Origin of the sequence: Pseudochelatococcus lubricantis, assembly GCF_011762225.1 — a bacterium.
Lineage (GTDB): Bacteria > Pseudomonadota > Alphaproteobacteria > Rhizobiales > Beijerinckiaceae > Pseudochelatococcus > Pseudochelatococcus lubricantis.
Genome location: NZ_JAASQI010000003.1, coordinates 207,002 through 225,530, shown reverse-complemented (window position 1 = coordinate 225,530; position 18,529 = coordinate 207,002). Strand labels below are relative to the sequence as shown.

General features: G+C 71.8%; 21 protein-coding genes. 2 read left to right on the top strand and 19 right to left on the bottom strand.

What is annotated here, in order from left to right:
- Positions 1–14: 14 nt before the first annotated feature.
- From FHS82_RS07940 to FHS82_RS07890, 10 genes are read right to left on the bottom strand one after another with little or no spacing between them, the layout of a single operon-like run.
- Positions 15–986, bottom strand: coding sequence for a DUF2793 domain-containing protein (locus tag FHS82_RS07940; protein ID WP_166950679.1), 972 nt, complete (start codon positions 984–986; stop codon positions 15–17).
- A gap of 14 nt (positions 987–1,000) precedes the next feature.
- Entirely contained in the window at positions 1,001–4,861 is a 3,861-nt protein-coding gene (locus FHS82_RS07935) for a baseplate multidomain protein megatron (protein ID WP_166950677.1), read from the bottom strand.
- Positions 4,862–4,873: 12 nt separating this feature from the next.
- A complete protein-coding gene (locus FHS82_RS07930; protein ID WP_166950675.1) occupies positions 4,874–5,323 on the bottom strand; it encodes a C40 family peptidase in 450 nt (149 codons plus the stop codon).
- Positions 5,320–6,201 carry a DUF2163 domain-containing protein gene (locus FHS82_RS07925; protein WP_166950673.1) on the bottom strand — a complete coding sequence of 294 codons (882 nt, stop codon included), beginning with the start codon at positions 6,199–6,201 and terminating at the stop codon, positions 5,320–5,322. Before FHS82_RS07925 ends, FHS82_RS07930 begins: the two co-directional genes overlap by 4 nt.
- A gap of 12 nt (positions 6,202–6,213) precedes the next feature.
- Positions 6,214–6,849 carry a DUF2460 domain-containing protein gene (locus FHS82_RS07920; protein WP_166950671.1) on the bottom strand — a complete coding sequence of 212 codons (636 nt, stop codon included), beginning with the start codon at positions 6,847–6,849 and terminating at the stop codon, positions 6,214–6,216.
- A 2-nt stretch (positions 6,850–6,851) separates the two neighbouring features.
- Positions 6,852–7,385 (bottom strand): rcc01693 family protein, encoded by a 534-nt coding sequence (locus FHS82_RS21425; RefSeq protein ID WP_208394145.1) that lies wholly within the window; start codon positions 7,383–7,385, stop codon positions 6,852–6,854.
- A gap of 23 nt (positions 7,386–7,408) precedes the next feature.
- Positions 7,409–7,819: a phage major tail protein, TP901-1 family gene (locus FHS82_RS07905; RefSeq protein ID WP_166950669.1), complete on the bottom strand. Its 411-nt coding sequence runs from the start codon at positions 7,817–7,819 to the stop codon at positions 7,409–7,411.
- An 11-nt stretch (positions 7,820–7,830) separates the two neighbouring features.
- Positions 7,831–8,265 (bottom strand): DUF3168 domain-containing protein, encoded by a 435-nt coding sequence (locus tag FHS82_RS07900; RefSeq protein WP_166950667.1) that lies wholly within the window; start codon positions 8,263–8,265, stop codon positions 7,831–7,833.
- Positions 8,262–8,600: a head-tail adaptor protein gene (locus FHS82_RS07895; protein ID WP_166950665.1), complete on the bottom strand. Its 339-nt coding sequence runs from the start codon at positions 8,598–8,600 to the stop codon at positions 8,262–8,264. The genes FHS82_RS07900 and FHS82_RS07895 overlap by 4 nt, the downstream gene beginning before the upstream one ends.
- A 1-nt stretch (position 8,601) precedes the next feature.
- Complete coding sequence (locus FHS82_RS07890; RefSeq protein ID WP_166950663.1) at positions 8,602–9,168, bottom strand: head-tail connector protein; 567 nt, start codon at positions 9,166–9,168, stop codon at positions 8,602–8,604.
- Here FHS82_RS07890 and FHS82_RS07885 point away from each other — a divergent pair.
- The gene (locus tag FHS82_RS07885; RefSeq protein ID WP_377700215.1) at positions 9,167–9,973 is read left to right on the top strand and encodes a S1 family peptidase; all 807 of its coding nucleotides are present in this window, start codon (positions 9,167–9,169) and stop codon (positions 9,971–9,973) included. The two genes, FHS82_RS07890 and FHS82_RS07885, sit on opposite strands and share 2 nt — an antisense overlap.
- On the opposite strand, the gene FHS82_RS07880 is transcribed toward FHS82_RS07885, so the two are convergent.
- The 8 genes from FHS82_RS07880 to FHS82_RS07845 all read right to left on the bottom strand — a co-directional run bounded on the left by FHS82_RS07880 (position 9,970) and on the right by FHS82_RS07845 (position 16,504).
- Positions 9,970–11,295, bottom strand: coding sequence for a phage major capsid protein (locus FHS82_RS07880; protein ID WP_166950661.1), 1,326 nt, complete (start codon positions 11,293–11,295; stop codon positions 9,970–9,972). The two genes, FHS82_RS07885 and FHS82_RS07880, sit on opposite strands and share 4 nt — an antisense overlap.
- 14 nt (positions 11,296–11,309) lie before the next feature.
- Complete coding sequence (locus FHS82_RS07875) at positions 11,310–11,888, bottom strand: HK97 family phage prohead protease (RefSeq protein ID WP_166950660.1); 579 nt, start codon at positions 11,886–11,888, stop codon at positions 11,310–11,312.
- Positions 11,888–12,091: a hypothetical protein gene (locus FHS82_RS07870; RefSeq protein ID WP_166950659.1), complete on the bottom strand. Its 204-nt coding sequence runs from the start codon at positions 12,089–12,091 to the stop codon at positions 11,888–11,890. The genes FHS82_RS07875 and FHS82_RS07870 overlap by 1 nt, the downstream gene beginning before the upstream one ends.
- Before the next feature lie 15 nt (positions 12,092–12,106).
- Positions 12,107–12,334: a hypothetical protein gene (locus FHS82_RS07865; RefSeq protein WP_208394144.1), complete on the bottom strand. Its 228-nt coding sequence runs from the start codon at positions 12,332–12,334 to the stop codon at positions 12,107–12,109.
- Complete coding sequence (locus tag FHS82_RS07860; RefSeq protein WP_166950658.1) at positions 12,331–13,533, bottom strand: phage portal protein; 1,203 nt, start codon at positions 13,531–13,533, stop codon at positions 12,331–12,333. Before FHS82_RS07860 ends, FHS82_RS07865 begins: the two co-directional genes overlap by 4 nt.
- Before the next feature lie 73 nt (positions 13,534–13,606).
- On the bottom strand, positions 13,607–14,242 hold the full coding sequence (locus FHS82_RS07855; protein WP_417715120.1) for a phage tail tape measure protein: 636 nt from the start codon (positions 14,240–14,242) through the stop codon (positions 13,607–13,609).
- 410 nt (positions 14,243–14,652) lie between these two features.
- Entirely contained in the window at positions 14,653–16,026 is a 1,374-nt protein-coding gene (locus FHS82_RS07850) for a DNA-packaging protein (protein WP_166950657.1), read from the bottom strand.
- Positions 15,920–16,504, bottom strand: coding sequence for a hypothetical protein (locus FHS82_RS07845; protein WP_166950656.1), 585 nt, complete (start codon positions 16,502–16,504; stop codon positions 15,920–15,922). Before FHS82_RS07845 ends, FHS82_RS07850 begins: the two co-directional genes overlap by 107 nt.
- A 466-nt stretch (positions 16,505–16,970) precedes the next feature.
- Between FHS82_RS07845 and FHS82_RS07840 the strand changes: the two genes are divergently transcribed.
- Entirely contained in the window at positions 16,971–17,591 is a 621-nt protein-coding gene (locus FHS82_RS07840; RefSeq protein WP_377700216.1) for a L,D-transpeptidase, read from the top strand.
- A 3-nt stretch (positions 17,592–17,594) separates the two neighbouring features.
- On the opposite strand, the gene miaA is transcribed toward FHS82_RS07840, so the two are convergent.
- Positions 17,595–18,524: a tRNA (adenosine(37)-N6)-dimethylallyltransferase MiaA gene (miaA, locus tag FHS82_RS07835; RefSeq protein ID WP_166950655.1), complete on the bottom strand. Its 930-nt coding sequence runs from the start codon at positions 18,522–18,524 to the stop codon at positions 17,595–17,597.
- Positions 18,525–18,529: the final 5 nt, after the last annotated feature.

Here is an 18,529-nt window from a genome sequence, read left to right as displayed (position 1 = left end):
CAGTCTCCCGTCCGTCAGTACCAGGCATAGAAAATCTTGTCGGCGGCCGCGTCGTAGACGCAGTCGAAGGTGTTGCCCTGCCCCGCTCCGGTGCGCAGCGCGGGCACGCTGCCGGAGAGCGGCGCATAGGCCGCGTTCAGCGTCAGCGTCGTCGCCGCGCTGTTGATGACGCGCAGCAGGAAGCGCACGCCGTCCGTGAGATTGGTCGGTTTTCCCAGCGTCCGCGTGCCGCTCGTCGTCAGGCGGAATTTGTCGCCGGCCGCCGCGTCGATGGCGACGGTCGCGGCGTCCGTCAGCGTCACCCACGCGCGCGGCGCGATGCCTTGCGAGAACGTCACCCGCCCCGTCGCGCGGTCGATGCGCAGCGCCTCGCGCCATGTCGCGCCGTCCGCCGAGACCTTGACCTGCAGGTCGTCGCTGCCGATCAGCCCCATCTCCGCCCGGCCCGACCAGTTGCGCTGGAAGAGCAGCGAGAGCACGTTCGCGGCCGATTCCTTGTTGAATGTGTAGCGCAGGTCGCCGGTGCCTCCCTCGGCCACTGTCTTCGCCGTCCACAACGCCTTGCCGATCTTCGCCGCGAACGGGTTCTCGGCGTCCGCCTGCGTGCCGAGCCCGAACAGCGTCAGGTTCTGCAACGCCCCTCCGCCCGCGCCGAGCGCCAACCAGCCGGCGTCGGCCTTGACGCAGAGCGCCCCCTCGTCGCGCACGTACGCCCGCCAGCCGGTTTGCGGCACGTGGAAGCGCCAGACGCCGTCCTGCCACACGGCGACATGGCCGTCCTCGCCCGCCCATGCACCCGACGCGCCGGCCGCCACGATATAGCGGTCGCCGTCGGCGGGGCCGGGAGGCGGTGCGGCGAGATCCCGGTCGATGACCTCCAGATGCAGCAGCGCGTCGAGCTTCAGCAACGCCTCGTTGTGGGTGACGTGTTTCTGCGCCTGCGCCGCCGCCAACAGCGGCAGCCGCAGTTTCGTCGTCTCGCTCATGGTGGGATATCCTTTCAGAGAACCTTCAACGTGGCCCGCGCCGCAAAGCCACGCCCGACCGTCGCGCCGAGCTGGAACGCCGCGACGCCGATCGCGCCCTGCGCGGAGCCGAAATCCGCGAGTTCCTGCGCCGCCGGATAGAGCGCCGGCGACGCCGTGGCGAAGAGCGTGCGTTTCACGGTGTCGCCGGCGAGAATGTCGATCTCGTAGGCTTCGATCGCCTCCGCCAGCGGCACCTCCGCGAGTTCCCAGCTGTCTCCGCCTGTCCGCGCGCGGCGGATGAAACCGATGGCGATCCCGTCCGCCGTGCGGCGGGCGGAAAGATGCACCGGCGCCAGCGGCTTCAGCGCCTGCGCCGTCGCGGCGGCCGTGACTTCCACGACCATCGGCCCTGCATGATCGCCGGAAGCCGGCCCGACGCGATAGCGCCACGGCCGCCCGATCTCGCCCGCATCCGTCGTCAGCGGCACCAGCGCGGAATCGAGCACGACGACCGCCGCCCCGCCCGCCACGGTGCGCGCCGCCTCCGCTTCGGAGCCGCCCAGCCCCCGCAGCAGCCGCGACAGCCGCACCGTATTCGCCGCCACCAGTTCCGCGCGCGCCGCGCAGAGAATTTCCCAGCGCCCATCCGCGCCCTGCACGGCGACAGCGTTGCCGCCCGCCAGCGCGGCCGCGTCGTCGAGGCTGGTGAGCAGTCCGCCGCGCAGCCGCACGTCGACGCTGTTGCCCATATCCCATCGCCAGAGCGGCCCCGGCCCGAGCGGCGTCAGCGTCTCGCCCGCGATGGCGCGCAGCTCCGCGACGGCATGCAGCGCGAAGCCGCCGCCATCGCCCGCGCGCCAGATCGCCTCGCGCCCCGGCCACGGATCGGCGAACACCGCCATCGCCTGCAGCGGCGCGGGCTCACCGGTCGCGAGCGGCAGGTCGAGCACGGTGACGGCGGGCGGCCCCGGCAGTTGCGGAACGGCGGGCAGCGGGCGCGGCAGCGTCGGCACGGCGTCCCGCTGCAGCGAAGGCTCCACGGCATGCGCCTCCACCTGCCGCACCGCCCCGTCCGTGATGCGGGAAACGCGGAACGGCCGCGTCTCCCCGCCGACCGGCAGCGCGATGACATCGCCGGGCTCCAGCCTTACCTGCCGCGTGGAAAGCGCGAAGGCGGCCGTCTCGCGCCCCACCCACAGCGCCTGCAATCCCGTATCGGCCAGATGCTGCGCCAGCCCTGCCCGCAGCACCGCCGCCAGCTCCCGCCCTTCCGAGCGCCGGCTGCCCGTCGCGACACGGCGCGAGACGGCAGCGGAGCGGCGATAGTCGCGGTCGCCGTCCGTGTAGCCGAGCCTGATCTCGCCTGGCAGATCCGTTTCCTGCGCCCGCCGCAGCGTGATGCCCGCGCCCTCCCCGTCCGGCACGATCTCGCTCGCCGCCAGCGCGACGGCGGCAGGCCCCGCGTTGGCGCGGAAGCGCACCGCCCCGCCGCTCGCCACGGCATGGAAGCCGAAGGCGCTCGCCAGCGGCTCCAGCACCTGCCTGGCCGACATGGGCCGGTCGACGACATAGCCGTCGAGTTCCCCGTCGAGCATGACGTCGGCGGCCGACAGGCCCCAGTCGGCGATCACCGCCGCGACGAGGCCGTCCAGCGTCAGCCCGTCGAGCCGCCCGGTAAGCCAGTGCCCCGTCTCCCAGTTGCCGCCGTCGCGCCACACGTCGGTCAGCGCCGGAAAGGCCGGATAGGGCCGCGCGTCCCACGTCCATACATACACGCGGTCAGCCGGCACCATCGGCAACCCGTCGCGCGGCGAGAGCGGATTGGCCGCCGTCCCGCCGGAGCCGTAGGCATCGAGCAGCGCCGTCAGCCCCCGGTTCTGGATCAGGTCGTCGCGCGTGCCGCGCGAGAACGGCGGATAGGCCGATTCCGAGGATTTCGGATCGGGAAACACGTTCGGCCCGTTGGTGCCGCGGTCGACCGCCGGAATGCCGATCTCGGTCAGCCACACGTGCTTGCCGCACGGCACCCATGCGGTCGCGCCCGTTTCGACGCCGTCGACGCGCTCCACGTGCGCATTGCCCCACCAGCCGGCGATGTCCTTCTGGCGGAATATCCACGGCTTGCCATGAGCGCCATCCGTGATAGGCAGGCGCTGCTGCGCCGCCCGCCCGGCGGCGTTGGCGTAATACCAATCGAAGCCCTCGCCCGCCGTCACCCGGCGCCGGAGGTAGTCGAGATCGTGGACGGACTCCGCTTCCCGCGCGTCGGCATGGCCTGTGCCGTCGCGCCAATCCGAGAGCGGCGCGTAGAAGTCGATGCCCACCGCGTCGATGTTCGCGTCCGCCCACAGCGGATCGAGCGGGAAGCGCACTTCCCGCCCGCCGTCGCGCACATGCGCGCCGTATTCCGTCCAGTCCGCCGCGTAGGTGATGGCGGTGCCCGCACCGAGGATGGCGCGCGCCTCCGCCGCGAGCGCCACGAGTTCCGCGACGGCCGGATAGACGCCGGGCGCCGCGCATACGCGCGTCAGCCCCACGAGTTCCGAGCCGATGACGAAGGCATCCACGCCGCCGGCCTCCGCCGCGAGCGTTGCGTAATGGCGCACCAGCCGCCGCAGGCCCGGGCCGTCCGCCGCGCCGAAGACCCGCTTCACCTGCGCCGCCGCTTCCGCGGTGCCGTCAACCGTGCCGGCGCGGTCGGGCGCGGGATCGCAGGTGATGCGCCCTCGCCAGGGATAGGGCGGCTGTCCGGCCGCGCCCGTGTACGGATCGGGGAGGGCATTGCCGGGCGGCACGTCCATCATGACGAAGGGATAGAGCGTCACCGCCCAGCCGCGCGCCTTCGCCTCCGCGATGATCGCCCTCACCGAGGCGTCGGAAGGCGTGCCGCCATAGGCCGGCGCGCCGTCCACGCTGCTCACCGTCCGCGCCTGCGCCCGTGTCAACCCGGCCACGGACCATTCGCCGCCGTGGGTTTCCTTCGCCGCATGCTCGACTCGCGGCGTGATCGTGCAATGCCCCGCGCGCAGGTCGTCGCCGAACCAGCTCGCGACGATCGCCACCCGTTCCAGGTTGGGGCAGACGGCCGCGAGCGCATCGAAGGAGGCGAGCACATCCGCCTCCCGCTCGCGCTGGTGCCGGTTTTCGGAAACGCTCACCCCCGGCGCGCCCAGCCGCACCACCGCCGCCGTGTCGTAGGCGAACTCGGACGCGCCGGGAATGACCTCGACGGCCCTGATCCGCGCCCCGAGCCCGTTAGCCGGCCGCACCACCTCGAACGAGAACTGCGGCACGCGGTTGCCGTATTCCGCGAGCGGCAGGCGCTCGAACACCACATAGGCGAGGCCGCGATAGGCGGGCGCATTCGCCTCGCCCTCCTTGGCCACGATCAGGTGGTCCGGCTGCTGGTCTTCCGTGCCCCTGTAGACGCGGAAGGCGATTTCGGGATCGAGTTCCTGCCCGTCCGCCCACACACGCCGCACCTGCGCGATCTCGCCCTCGCACAGGCCGATGGCAAGGTTGGCATAGTAGGAATAGGTGGTCGTGACGGTCGTCTGCCTTTTAGCGCCGCCGCCCTTGCCGCCGCGCGCGCTGCTGCGCGTCACCTCGTGCTCGACGTTCTCCTCGAACCGCGTCGCCCAGATGAGCTGCCCGCCGATACGCGCCCGCCCGTAGACGCGCGGCACCGGCGCTCCCTCCGTCGAGGTCAGCCCGTCCATGTCGGCCAGGCGCGGCCCCTCGCGGTATTGCGTGCCGCCGCCCTGCGCGAACAGCGTGCTGTCGATCATCGCCCCGGCGAGTCCGCCGAGCGCCCGCCCGGCAATCGCCCCCACGGGTCCGCCGACGAGCCCGCCTACGGCCGCCCCCGCCACCTGCAACACAAGCGTCGCCATCCGCGCCCTCCTTCACTGGTCGAGAGAATCGGGAAACGAGAAGGCGCCGGCGAGGTGCCGCCGCCACCACCCCGACAGCGCCACCTCGCACACGGCCGCGCCGTCGTGCGCATGCACCATGCGCGCGCCGTCCGGCCCCGCCTCGCTGGCGATGGCGAGGTGCTTCGCCGGCACATGCGCGCGCCAGCGGAACAGCAGCACGTCGCCCGCCCGGATGGCGTCCGGGCTCACCGGCCGGAGGTGCCGCAGCGCCGCGTCGCGCAGGGTCTCAACGCCGCCCGCCTCCGCCCAGTCGGCGCTGTAGGGCGGCGGCGTTTCCGGCGCGCGGCCGTACAGCGCCGTCCAGACGCCGCGCACGAGCCCCAGGCAGTCGCAGCCCACGCCCTTCAGCGCCGCCTGATGCAGGTACGGCGTGCCGATCCAGCTTCGCGCCTGCGCGACAATGGCAGCGCGCGCGATCATCGGAACAGGCTCCCGCCGTCGAGCCCCGGCTCGCCCTGCGACGGGTAGCGCACGACGAAATCGTTGCCGGGCATGTGCGGAAAGCCGCGAAAGTTCACCGCGTTGCCGAACTTCGCCCGGCAGGTGGCGAAACTCCTGTCGCAGCCAGCCGTCACGGCGAACGCATCGCCCGCCGCGATTGCCCTCGCCGCCGGCGTCCACAATTGCAGCGTCGCGCCCCGGTGCGCCTTCACCCCGGCGGTGACGCCGGCGTTCGCGCCGCCCTGAAACGTCAGCACACCGCCCGTGAACCAGCCGTCCGCGTATCCGCCGAGCACCGCCGCCGAGAAGCCGAGCCGCCCGTCCGTCGTCTCCACCGTTCCCGCCGCGCGCAGATGCGGCGCGTCGAGCGCCACCCTGCAGCGGCTGTCGCCGGGATCGGCCGCGCAATCCGCCCGGTAGACCCGGCCCTGCTCCTGATCGTAACGGTGCATCGCGCCGCGCAGCTCCGCCGTGAAGGCATGCTCGGTGCGCCTGATCTCGCCGATGGACGCGACGTCGAGCAGCAGCCGCTGCGCGACGTCCGCCCAGTTCACGAGCCACGTCTCGACACCCGCGTCGTCATATTGCCCGCCGGCGAGATCCTCCTCCGTGATGCTGGCCGCCGCCAGCACGCCCGCCACGTCGCCGCCCGAAACGGCGAAGCCCAGCTCCGCCGTCGCCTCCGCCGCCTCCAGTCCGGAGCGGGCCAGAAAGGTCACACCCGCGAAATGCAGATCGCGGTCGTGGTCGGTGAAACCCGCGGCCGTGCCGTCGCGGCGCAGCAGCTTCCAGCAGCGGCAAAGCGTGGTCACGCCCTCGCCGAGGTGCGACGAGAGCCCATCCGATAGCGCGCGCATGGCGCCTCCTTTTCAATCCAGGATTTCGACGAGCGGAATGGCCGGGATGACGCCGGCCGAGAACGCCGCGAAATCGATGCCAAGCGCATCGGTATCGAAGCGCACGGGTACGTCGAACGCGAACCCGGCCGTCACCGCCGCCCCCGCCTGCGGCGCCTGCGCGAGTGTCACGCGCCCCGTCGCGGTGTCGACATCGAACGCCTCCGCCGGCAGCGCGGCTCCATCGAGGCCGACGGAGACCGTTCCTGCCAGCGGTTTGGCGATCCGCCTCACATAAGGCGCGTAGCCCGTCCCGTAGCTTTTCACGAGCTGGAACGTCCGCGCCGCGCCGTCGCCGGTGCCAATCCGCTGGTCGGTGAAGGCCGGTGTCCGCGAGGGCGCTCCCGAGCGGCAATCCATCCGGTCGTGCCAGCGGAAGCCGAAAAGCCTGCCGCGCCGTTCCTCGAAGAAGACGAGCACTGCGTGCAGCGCATCGAGCGTCTTGATGCCGTAGCCGGCGTCGTAGCGCCTGCGCGATTGCACCCAGCGCGCGTTGCGATGCTCCGCGCCGGAGCCGAGCGTCACAACGTCGGTGCGCCATTCCGGCCCGCCGCGCCCACCGGGCGTTACATCGAGCGGAAAGCGCACTTCATGAAAACCTGCCGGCATCGTCATGCTCCCGTGTCGTCCGGAAAGGCGCGCATCAGCGCCGCAAGCTCCCCGCCGGAAAGCGGCGCGCGCGGCGGCCCATAGATGCCCGCCGACGCCGCCGCCAGCTCGCGCGGCGTCATGCCCCAGAAGGCGCGCGACGACAGCCGCAAAACGCCGAAACCCAGCCGCATCGCCTCCTCCCACGGAAAAGGCCGCGCCGCGTCAACGGCGTGCGAAGGCCCGCCTGCGGCTTCCTCCTGCCCGAAGGTCGCGGTGAGCAGCTCCGTCACGGCGCGCAAGATTTCCGGCAGTGCCCGCGCCACCGGCAGGCGGGAGGCGTCGAGGCTGCTGCCCGCCCCGTGCAGTCCCGCCTGCAGGATGTGCGTGATATCGCGCGCCGAGAGCCCGCCCGCCGCCAGCCGCCGGCCGAGCGCCGCGAGGTCCGCGACGCCGAAGGCGCCCTCCAGCTCCGCGAGCGCGCCCAGCGTCAGCACCAGCTTATGGCGCTCTCCGGCGAGCACCGCCTCGATCTCGCCCCGTCTGCGATTGGCCATAATCGTCCTCCCGATGACCGTCCTCACAATGCGTTGAAAACGAGGGCGCCGGCCGATTCCAGCGCCAGATCGAACGTCACCTCGCCGGCGTGGTCGCCGCGGTATTCGAGGCTCGTCACCTGAAACGGCCCCTCGATCCGCCCGAAATCGGGCACGATCACCTGCCAGGTGGCGATGGTCGCGTCGAAGAAGCTCTGGCGCACAAGCGCGTCGGACGCCTCATCCTTGAACACGCCGGCGCCCGTCACCGCCGCGCGCCGCACGCCCGCCCCCGCCAGCAGCTCACGCCAGCGCCCGACGGATTCCGCGTGCGTCACGTCGACGGCCTCCGCGTTGAACGCGATCTGGCGGGCACGCAGGCCCGCCACCGTCACGAAGACGCCGCCGCCGTCGCGGACCTTCAGCAGCAGGTCCTTGCCTTTCTGGGCACCCATCCGCTCCTCCATCAATTCCGGGTTGAGAGTACTTCCGTCACCGCCCGCAGCCGCAGCACCACGCGGGAGCGGTCGGCGCGTGTATCGCGCCGCGTTTCGGACGACGTGACCCGCAGGTTCACCAGCCGGTGGCCGTCTGGCGTCAACGCCGCTCCGTCCAGCAGTTCGCCGATCCGCGCCGCCGCGCGCAGCGCCATCCGCGCCCCGCCCTCCACCGACCACACGCTGATGGCGACGTCCTGCTCGTGGCCCTGGTCGCTGCCCGTCGACCAGTCGCGCAGCCGCGTTTCCGAAAACACGGCGTACACACCGCGCGCGCCGCGCGGGACCTCGTCGCGGATCGTCGCGCCGCCGAGCATCGCCGTCAGCGCCGCATCCCCCGCCAGTGCCGTGACGATGGCCTCGCGCAGCGCCAGCACCGGCCCTTTCGCTTCCGCCCCGCTCATGGCGTGATCTCCTCCGCCACCACGACGAGGCCACGGCGCCGCCCGTCGGGGTCGGCGGCGGACAGCACCGCGAACACACGGCCGCCGAGCCGCAGCCGGCTGCGGCCGTCGATATCGGCCCTAAAGCCGGTCACGATACGCCACGTCGTGGCGATCTCCCGCCGCTCCGCCGCCTCCCGCGCCGCGCCGGACGACGCGCCGACCGCCTCCAGCGTTCCCCACAGGCGGGCGCGGCGTGCGTAGCGGCGCACCACGCCGCCCGCGCCGTCGCTTTGCTCCACCGGCGCCTCCAGCCAGAAATGCCGCCGCCGCTCGCCGATTCCGCGCACCGCCATCTCACAGCCTCCCGCGCCGGTAGGGCGCGATCAGCGCCAGCGCCTCGGGCGGAATGGCCGGCACCTCGCCGGTGCCGTCGCCGCGATGCTCGTACCAGCGCGCCACGATGGCCCGCACCGCCTGCCGCAGCGGCATCGGCACGTCGGCGGCGGCCTCTCCGTAGCCGGCCGTGACATCGATCTCGATGCCGGAGAACGGCCGTCCCGGCGCCGGCAGTGCCGCCGCAGGCATAAGACGCGGCGGTTCGGCGAGCGTATCCACATGGAAATGCGTCGCCGGCACCGCCGTCGCGGCGCCCGCCGCATCGAACACGCGCGCGCCGTCGAGCCTGATGACGGGCGAAAGCGGCAGCCGGATCGGGCCTGCCGCCGGCCAGCGGTCGAGCACCAGCCGCCAGGTCTGCGCGACGAGGCAACGGCCGCTTTCGGCCTCGACCATCAGCCGCGCGGCTGTCATAAGCGATGTGATGAGCCTGTCCTCGTCGTCATGGTCGAGGCGCAGGTAACCCTTGATATCGGCGAGCGTCACCGGCTCGGCTGCCGGTCCGGTCAGGAGAAGCGGGGTCATGATGATCCTTCGGAAATCGGCGCGCGTGAACGCGCGCGTGCATGTCGCGGTGGCAACGGTCGTTGCCTCGCTTGTTGCTGGTCTGGCCGCCACGCCGGCCGCCGCCATCGTCCGCGGCGCGGAGAACGGCGGCCCGCTGAAGGCGCGCACCGTGATGGTGCTGTCGAAGGGCGGCGGCGTGTGTTCCGGCATCGTGCTGGCGCGGGATGCGGTGCTCACCGCCGGCCATTGCGTCGCGGGCGGGCGCGAGATCCGCGTCCATTTCCGCGACCCCTCCGGCGAGCCGGTGTTGCTGGAGCCCGCCGAGGTCGCGACGCACGGCGGCTACAACGCGGGCGCGATAGAGGCGCGCCAGCGCTCCATAGACCTCGCCCTCATCCGCCTGCCCGCGCCCCTGCCCGCCCGTTTCGCGCCGGCTGCCCTCAGCGCGGCGAAGCTGCCGCGCGCCGGCACGCCCGTCACCGCGCTGGGCTGGGGCACGGCGGCGGAGGGCGACCCGAAAACGATGGGCACCTTCCGCGCGGCGGAACTCGTCACCGTCGAGCCCTACGGACCGGGCAAGATCCTGCTGTGGGCGGCCGATCCGTCCGGGCTCGGGAAGCGCCCCGGCGCGGGCGTCTGCCAGGGCGACTCAGGCGGCCCCATCGTGCGCGGAGACGGCGCCGTCATCGCCGTCTCCACCTGGGCGAAGGGCGCGGGCAACAGCCAGTGCGGCCTCTACACGCAGGGCGTGCTCGTCGCCCCCCAGCGCGGCTTCATCGACGGCACCCTGAACCGCTGGGGCCGCACGGCGGAGTGGCGTTAACCGCCTGCCGCGGGCGCGGCGGAAGTGCCGAACTTCAGCAGCTTGATGGCGTCGAAGTCCTGCACGCCGCCGCCCACGCGCTTCGTGGTGTAGAACAGCACGTAGGGCTTGGCGGAATACGGATCGCGCAGCACGCGCACGCCCGCGCGGTCCACGACGAGATACCCGCGCCGGAAGTCCCCGAAGGCGATGGAGAGGCTGTCGGCACCGATGTCCGGCATATGCTCCGCCTCCACGATGGGGAAAGAGAACAGCGATGCCGCCTGGTCGGCGGTGGCTGGCGGCTGCCACAGGTAGTGCCCGTCGCCGCCCTTCAGCTTGCGCACGGCGCTCTGCACTTTCCGGTTCATCAGGAAGACGCCGTTCTGCCGGTAGCCCGCCTTGAGGCTGTAGATGAGATCGAGCAGGATATCGGCCGGGTTGCTCGCCGGAAATGCGCCGGATGCGCCCGTCACGGTGGTGCCGAGCTTGCCCCATTCCCAGTCCGCGTGGGCGGCAGTCGGATACTTGACGACCCCCTTCGGCTGGCCCGTGCCGCTGCCTTCGATGAAGGCTCTGCCCTCCTGCTCGGCGAACGCCGTTTCCACCTCCGAGACGAGCCATTCCTCGATGTTGACCACCGCGTCGTCGAGCAGGGTCTGCGTCGCGGCGGGCAGCGCGTAGAGTTCGAGGGCGGGAAAGTCGAGTTCCGCCAGCACGGGCGTGTCGGTCTGCGCCCGCGCGCCCGTCTCCGCGACCCAGCCGGCGCCCGCCGCCGTCTTCGTGACCGCGCCCTTGTAGGCCGCGCCGGAGATAAGCCGCACGGAGGCGAGCGCTCGCATGGGCGAGATGTCGCCGAGGCGCGCCAGCACGTCCCGCTCCACCGCCGCCGGCGTCAGATAGCCGCCGTCCGGCCCCGATCCCGCCGAGAGGGCGCGGGCGCCGCCCGCCTTCAGCTCCAGCGCCTTCAGTCCAGCCGTCTCGCCGCCCCGCATGTAGCCGGCGAACGCACTCCGGTGCTCCTCCACCACCGGATCGGCGGCGCGCCCCTCGATCCCTGCGAGCGCGGGCCGGCGCGCCTCCAGCATCAGCCGGTCGAGCCTGCCTTTGGTCTCGTCCACGGCCCGGTCGATGCGCGCGACCTTGTCCTCGATCACGGGATCGCCGGCCATGCGCGTCTCCAGCGCGTCGATGCGCGCGTCGTTGGCCTCGCGGAAGGCGGCGAAGGCGCGCGAGAACTCCGCGAAGGCGGCGGCAACCTCGCCATGCGAAGCCCTGTCGTGCGCCACCTTGGTCTCGGGCGCGCCGGTCGGCAGCGTGGCAACATCGTATTCAACGGTCATCGGCATATCTCCGTTCAGGAATGAAGTTCGGCCGTCACCCGCCGGATGGCCTCGGCCAGCGGCGGGTTGCCTTTCGTCGCGGGCGCCGCGGCGAGCACCCGTGCTCCCGGCGCCATGGGAAAGGTCACGATGGAGACCTCCCACAGGTCGAGCCGGGATATCCTGCGCACGCCGGAGGCTTCCCGCCGCGCGCGTTCCGTGCGGAAGCCGATGGACAGGCCGTCCACGGCTCCGGTTTTCAGCAGCGCCTCGACATCCCGCGCCCGCCGCGCGTCGAGGCTCAGGCGCCCGCGCACCTTCAGCCCGCGCGCGTCCTCCACGAGCGACAGCCAGGTGCCGAGCGGCTCGCCGGGGTCGTGCTGCCACAGCAGCCGCACTCCCGCCGCACCGCGCCGCGCGAGGCTCGCCGCGAAGGCGCCGGGTTCGATGATGTCGCCGCCGAGGTCCGGCACGTTGAAAAGGCTCGCGTAGCCCTCGAACACACCTTCCCCGTCGACAGGCCCTATCACGCTCGGCACCGCCTTCAGCTCCGGCAGCCGCCCGGCAAGACGCAGCCCGCCGGCAAGACGGCCCGTCACCAGATGTTCCTCCATCACCGGCCCTCCGGCGCGCGGTCCAGCGCCTTGTTCTGCTTCGCCCCCAGCCCCGTGGGCAGCGGCGCGGCGGGCGCGGCGTCCAGCCGCTCCAGCACGCGGATGAAGGCCGAGATCGCCTCGTCGGCCTTTTGCGGCGCCGGCCTGCGCGGCGCGGTGGCGCGCTTCGGCACCGGCCTTGCGCGGTTGATCGAACGGGCCATGGTCAATTCTCCTTGTCAGCCGTCTTCCCCGTCGTGGCGGCGATTGAAGCGCGCGAGTTCGCGCACGAAGGCGTCGAAACGCCGGTTGGCGCCGGCAAGGTCGCGCAGCGTCAGCACGAGCAGCGCCGAGGCGCCGCCCGCCCACAGGAACAGTGCGAGATGGGCGAGGTCGCCGCGCGCGATGAGGCTTTCCGCCACCGGCGCGAGCACGGCAGCCGGCAGCTCCGTCACGATGTCCGTCATCGCCGGTCTCCCTTCCCGTAGCCCACGGCCTCGCGCTTCTCGTCGGCGGAGAGGAAATCCGCCGCCGTGATGCGCCGCCACAGCGCCTCGCGCTCGCCGGCGAGCGCCTCGATGCTGTCGAGATCGGGGTCGAGCGAGAGGCCGCCGCCGTAGGCGGGCGCCAGCCAGTGCGCCATGGCCTGCGCGGTGCGCCGCACCAGCGGGAGCACCGTCTGCCGCCAGAACGCCCGGTTCGCCTCCGCGTAGTTCGCGTAGGTGGAATCGCCCGGCAGGCCGAGCATCAGCGGCGGCACGCCGAAGGCGAGCGCGATTTCCCGCATGGCGGAGGCCCGCGCTTCCGCGAAGTCCATCTCCGCCGGCGTCAGCGACAGTTGCCGCCAGTCCAGCCCGCCTTCCAGCAGCAGCGGGCGGCCGGCGTTTGCCGCCCCCTGGAACTGCGCCTCCAGTTCCACCTTCAGCCGCTCGAACTGCGCGTCCGTCAGGTTGGCGCCGTCGGGCCCGGCGTAGATCAGCGCGCCGGAGGGCCGCGCCGCGTTGTCGAGCAGCGCCTTGTTCCACCCCGCCGAGGCGTTGTGGATGTCGAGCGCCACAGCCGCCGCCTCCATGGGCGACAGGCCATAGTGATCGTCGGCGGGATGGAACAGCCGCAGATGCAGGATCGGCGGCACCTCCCCCTCCTGCCGGAAACGCACAGCACTGTGGCCGGCGCGGTAGTCGTAGGCCGCGGCCCAGCCGTCCGGCCCCGGCACCACCTGCATGCGGTCGGGCCGCAGCGCATAAAGCTCGCGCGGCGTGCCGTCGAGCGAAACCGCCTCGACATAGGCGTTGCCCGCCACCAGCAGGTGGCCGTACACCGCCTCCAGAAACGCCGTTCCCGCCTCGCGCGGGCTGGGCCGCGCGATGAGCGACAGCAGCGGATGCGTGTCGAACTCGCGCCGGCCGGCCTTCAGCAGCAGCGGCACGGAAGCCGCCGCCTCCGCCACGAGCCGCACACAGCGGTGTACCACGGCGTTGCGTTGAAAACCCTCCCGCGCAAGTGCCTGATAATCGCGCGGCGTCCACAGCGGCCGGCCGGGCTCCGAGACGGCGAACAGCGCGGCCGTGCGCGAGGTCTTGCGCTCCGGCGGCCCGGAAGCCTCCTGAACGGGCGCGGCCGCGCGCCCTCCGCCGCCGAAAAGGCGGCCGATGAAAGAAGCCATGATCGTTTCCTGATGTTTCGGGATGGACGGCCGTGCCGATCCGATGGCGCCGGCGCGATGCTTTCGGTGAGCGCTACAGTCCGCGCCGCCCGCGCGCCACGGCTCGCGCCAGCGCGGCCGCGACCTGCGCCTCGGAGCGGCGGAAGCTTTCCGCGTCGCTGGCGTTGATGGTGACGTTGACGGTCGACGCGCCCCCGCCGGCAGCCTGCACGCCGAGCTTGCCATCCGGGCCGCGCGTCAGCGGCATGATGGCTTCCGCGCCTTTCTCGCCCATGAGCCCGGTCCCACGCCCGAGCGGGAAATAGGTCGGCGCGGCGATGACGCCGCCGTCGGCGAAGGGCCGCACCGCGCCGCCCGCGACGACATTGCCCGCCGCGCTCGCCGTCAGCAGGTTGCCGGACAGCGCCGTGCCAAGCGAGCCGATGCCCGCGCTGACACCCTTGTCGAGCAGACTTCCCAGCCCGGATGTCACCGCCGTTTCCAGCGGCTTCAGCGCCGCCTGCAGGGCGAGTTGCGTCAGCCGCGTGCCGAGCGTCCGGACGACGTCGTCGAACTGCTTGCCGTTGACGACGGCGCGCGAGAACACGCCGGTGACGGTATTGCCGAAGCGCTGGGCGACGTCTTCAAGGTCGAGCATCGCCTCCCGCGCACCCTCCACGCTCGCCGTCAGGTTCTCGGCAAACCCGCCGGCGGAACCGATATCGCTCATCCCCTTCTCCCTTCAAAACCGCCCGGAACATCGCGCCGCCCGCTCCCGCGCAACGCGCGGCAAGCGCGAACGCGCGCCCGAGCCAAGGCGAGGTCCTCTTCAAAAAAAGCGTGAAGCCCGGCGGACGCCGACGTAGTCCAGCCGTCACAGCCGCCTGATCCGGGGCGCGCCGCTCTTCACGCGCAAAGCGCGGCAAGCGCGAACGCGCGCCCGAGCCAATGCGAGGCTCTCTTCAAAAAAAGCGTGAAGCCCGGCGGGCGCCGACGTCGCCCAGCCGTCACAGCCGCCTGATCCGGGGCGCGCCGCCCTCTCCCGCGCAAAGCGCGGCAAGCGCGAACGCGCGCCCGAGCCAATGCGAGGCTCTCTTCAAAAAAGCGTGAAGCCCGGCGGACGCCGACGTAGTCCAGCCGTCACAGCCGCCTGATCCGGGGCGCGCCGCTCTTCACGCTCATCAGGCTGGTGATGGCCCAGACGAGCGCGTCGAGCCTGTCCGGCGAGCGGCCGTTGGAGAGCCCGCCGGGCCCGAAATCGGTCATCTCGTCTTCAAGTGCCGGGAACGCGGCGGCGTGGCGCACCCTGCCTTGTTCGTAGAGGGCGGCGACGGGTTCCGCGCGCAGGTACTTGCCGCGCGTGGCGCGCACCGGCGTGACGGGCACGGAGGCGTCGACCTCGCCCAATACGGCGATGGCCATTTCACCGCCCTGATTAACCTCCACGGCGAGCGCGTCCGCCCCATGGCGATGGTAGAGCGCGATGGCGCGCGCCGCCCATTCGGCGGGCCGGGCGCGCTCCATGGTGGCGTCTTCCAGCACGTGGAACAGGCCTGCCTCGTCGCGTCCCGCCACCACCAGCCCGCAGGCGTCGGCGCGTTTGCCCGACGTTGCGGGCGGATCGACCGCCACCACGATGCGTGCCAGCGGCGGCGGCGCGTCGATGCGCGCGGCGTCGATCATGGCGCGCGTCCACAGCGCGTCCGCCCGCTCCTCGATCAGCTCGCCGTCGAGTTCCTGCCGCCCGAGCCGCGTGCCCGCGTAGCGCCCCACCACGGCATCGAGAAACGCTGGCGCGAGGTTCCAGGCGTTGGCGCGCGTCGCGGCGCGGGTGACGGCGGCGCGCGGGTCCGCCAGCAACCGCTTCAGCAGCGGCACAGGGCGCGGCGTCGTGGTGACGAGCTGGCGCGGGTGTTCGCCGAGCCGCAGGCCGAATTGGAGCATGTCCCAGGTTTCCTCCGCCTGCCGCCATTTGCAGAGTTCGTCGCACCAGGCGGCGGCGAATTGCGGGCCGCGCAGCGCTTCCGGGTCTTCCGCCGAAAAGACCTGCGCCACCGCGCCGTTCGGCCATTCCAGCCTGCGGCGCGTCGGTATCCACGCCGGGCGCTCGCCGCGCGGATGCACGCCGAGCACGCCCGAGACGCCCTCCACCATCACCTCACGCACGTCGGCGATCGTCTCGCCCACCAGCGCGATGCGCGCCACCGGCCGCCCGCTGAACGGCGGCAGGCCGAGCGCCATGCCCCGTACCCATTCCGCGCCCGTGCGCGTCTTGCCGGCGCCGCGCCCGCCGATCACGAGCCACGTCGTCCAGTCCCCGCCGCCCTGCGCGCAGTCCGGCGGCAACTGGTCGTCGCGCGCCCAGACATCCGCCCAGGCATGCATGAGATAGCGCAGCGCCGCCGCGTCACAGGTCGCGAGGAACGCTCCGAGCTGGCCGCTGGCGAGACAGTTGCTCAAGGCGCCGCGCAAGCGTGTCGCGCAGCGCCGCGGCGTCGCGCGGGAATTCTTCATCCTCGTCCTCCCCGGTCTGCGTTTCCGCCAATTGCGCGTCCGCCCTGTCGATGGCCGCGAGTTCCCGCAGCGTGCGCGCCAGCGTCGCCAGCGCCCGCGCGCGGCGCTCGTGGTCGGCGCCGGGCGCGCCGCCACCCGTCTCGGCCGCGTATTCCCGCACGCGGCTGTCGATGGCGGCGATCTCGCGGGCCACTGTCTTTTCCAGCTTCTGGATCAGTTGCCGGCGCCCGTTGAGGCTCGCCGCGCGTTCCAGCTTGCCGCCGTCCGCCGGCGCCCGCCCTTCCGGCTTCCCGCCTTTCGGCCGCTTGCCCCAGCCGCGCCGCTCCGCGAGCCGGTAGAGCGCGCGTGTGCTGCACTTGCCGAGCAGCGCCGCGATATCCTGCGCGGGCGTGTTCGTCTGTTCGTAGAGGCGGCGCGCTTCTTTCCAGAGGTCATCGTCGCCGCCGCCCACCTGGGCGGCACGATCAGGCTGAGGCATGGCCCTTCCTCGTTCATGATGTCGGTAATCGGCATTCGTTTCGGGCGCGGACAACCGGCCCATGAAAAAACCCGCTGTCGACGAGGCTGCCTCATCGACAACGGGTCCGGCCCGCACGCTGCCCGGTCAATGGCCGCGCCATCCGGACACACTTTCTGAGCATGGCTGAAACATAGCGGACCAGCGTCACGCTGTCAAGGATTATTTTCCTATTTTTCGATTCGCATCAGGTTCCGCAATCACGGGAAATTGAAGCGAAGCGCTTGATATTCGTGATGAAAATACCACACGTTAAGGGATTTGGGGCACCATGTCGCAGATGGAACCTTTCGTCGGCCCACACGTCTTGAAATTGCCTTCACTTCGCGCGAGGCCCATCACAAACGTTGTCAGTCTTGAGGATATGATGTTCGCGATCAGCAGGCGTGTGTTCGTTTTCGGTGCCCCCCTTGCAGCCGCAGGCTGCGTGACCCAGTCCCCACCCGTGATCGAGTCGGCAGTTCCCGGCATCGATCCGGGTTTCGTGCGCATGTATGCCGAGATTCCATCCGAGCGCTTCCCCGTTCCCGCCATCGATCTCGTGAAGATCGACCCGCAGTTCTTCCGCCGCGAGATCGCCTACGATACGCCGGAGGAGCCCGGCACCATCGTCGTCGATCCCGGCAACCACTTCCTGTTCCTCGTGCGCCCGGAAGGCCGCGCCATCCGCTACGGCGTCGGCGTGGGCCGCGACGGGTTCGACTGGAACGGCCGCGCCACCATCCGCCGCAAGTCCGAATGGCCGGTGTGGACGCCGCCCGCCGAAATGATCAAGCGCCAGCCGGAGCTGGAGAAATACCGCAAAGGCATGCCGCCGGGCCTCGACAACCCGCTCGGCGCGCGCGCCCTCTACCTCTATCAGGGCGACCGGGATACGCTCTACCGCATCCACGGCACCAACGACCCGTCCTCCATCGGCCTGTCGCTGTCGAGCGGCTGCATCCGCCTGCTCAACCAGGACATCATCGACCTGCACAGCCGCGTGCCGCTCGGCACCAAGGTCGTCGTGCTGCAGGCCGATATGCCGGCCGATCTCGCCGCCCTCTGACGGTCAGGCGCCGGCCGGCAGCCTGTCGGCCGCCTCCTCCGGCGTCAGCCACTCGAAACCGCCGAGCTGGTGCCGGAACCAGGTGAACTGCCGCTTGGCGTAGTGGCGCGTATCGGCCTGCGCGCCCGCCACCGCCTCGTCGAGGCCGATCTCGCCGCGGATATGGCGGATGAGCCACGGCACGCCGTGCGCCCGCATGGCCGGCAGCGCCGGATCGAGCCCGCGCGCGGCGAGATGCCGCACCTCATCGAGGCCGCCGGCCGCCATCATGGCGAGGAAGCGCGCGTCGATCCGGTCGTTGACCTGCGCCCGTCCGGGCGCGAGAAACACCTTCCGCACCGCCAGCCCCGCGAGCGGCCCCGCCCGCCGCATGTTGCGGAAGGAGGCGAGCGGCCGTCCCGTCGCCGCCAGCACCTCCAGCCCGCGCAATATCCGCTGCCGGTCCGTGGGGCTTATGCGCAGCGCGGTTTCCGGGTCGCGCGCCGCGAAATCCGCATAGAGCAGGGGCGTCTCGCGCCCCGCCGCCCGCTCGCGCACCTGCGCCCTCACCTCCTCCGGCACGGGCGGTATCTCGGACAATCCTTCGATGAGCGCCTTGAAGTAGAGCCCCGTGCCGCCGGTGACGACCGGCAGGCCGCCGGCCCGCCACACGTCGGCGAGTGCCGCCGTCACGTCCTCCAGCCAGCGCCCGACGGAATAGTTCACGCCCGCGTCGACATGGCCATAGAGCCGGTGCGGCGCGAGCCGCTCCTCCTCCTCGGTCGGCCGTGCGGTGATGATTCGCAAACCGGCATAGACCTGCATCGAATCGGCATTTACCACCACGCCGCCGCACCGTTGCGCGAGCGCGAGCGCAAGAGCAGACTTGCCGGATGCCGTCGGGCCTGCGATGAGGATAGCCCGCGTCCCGTGCCGCTCTTCGTTCTCAATCATTGTTG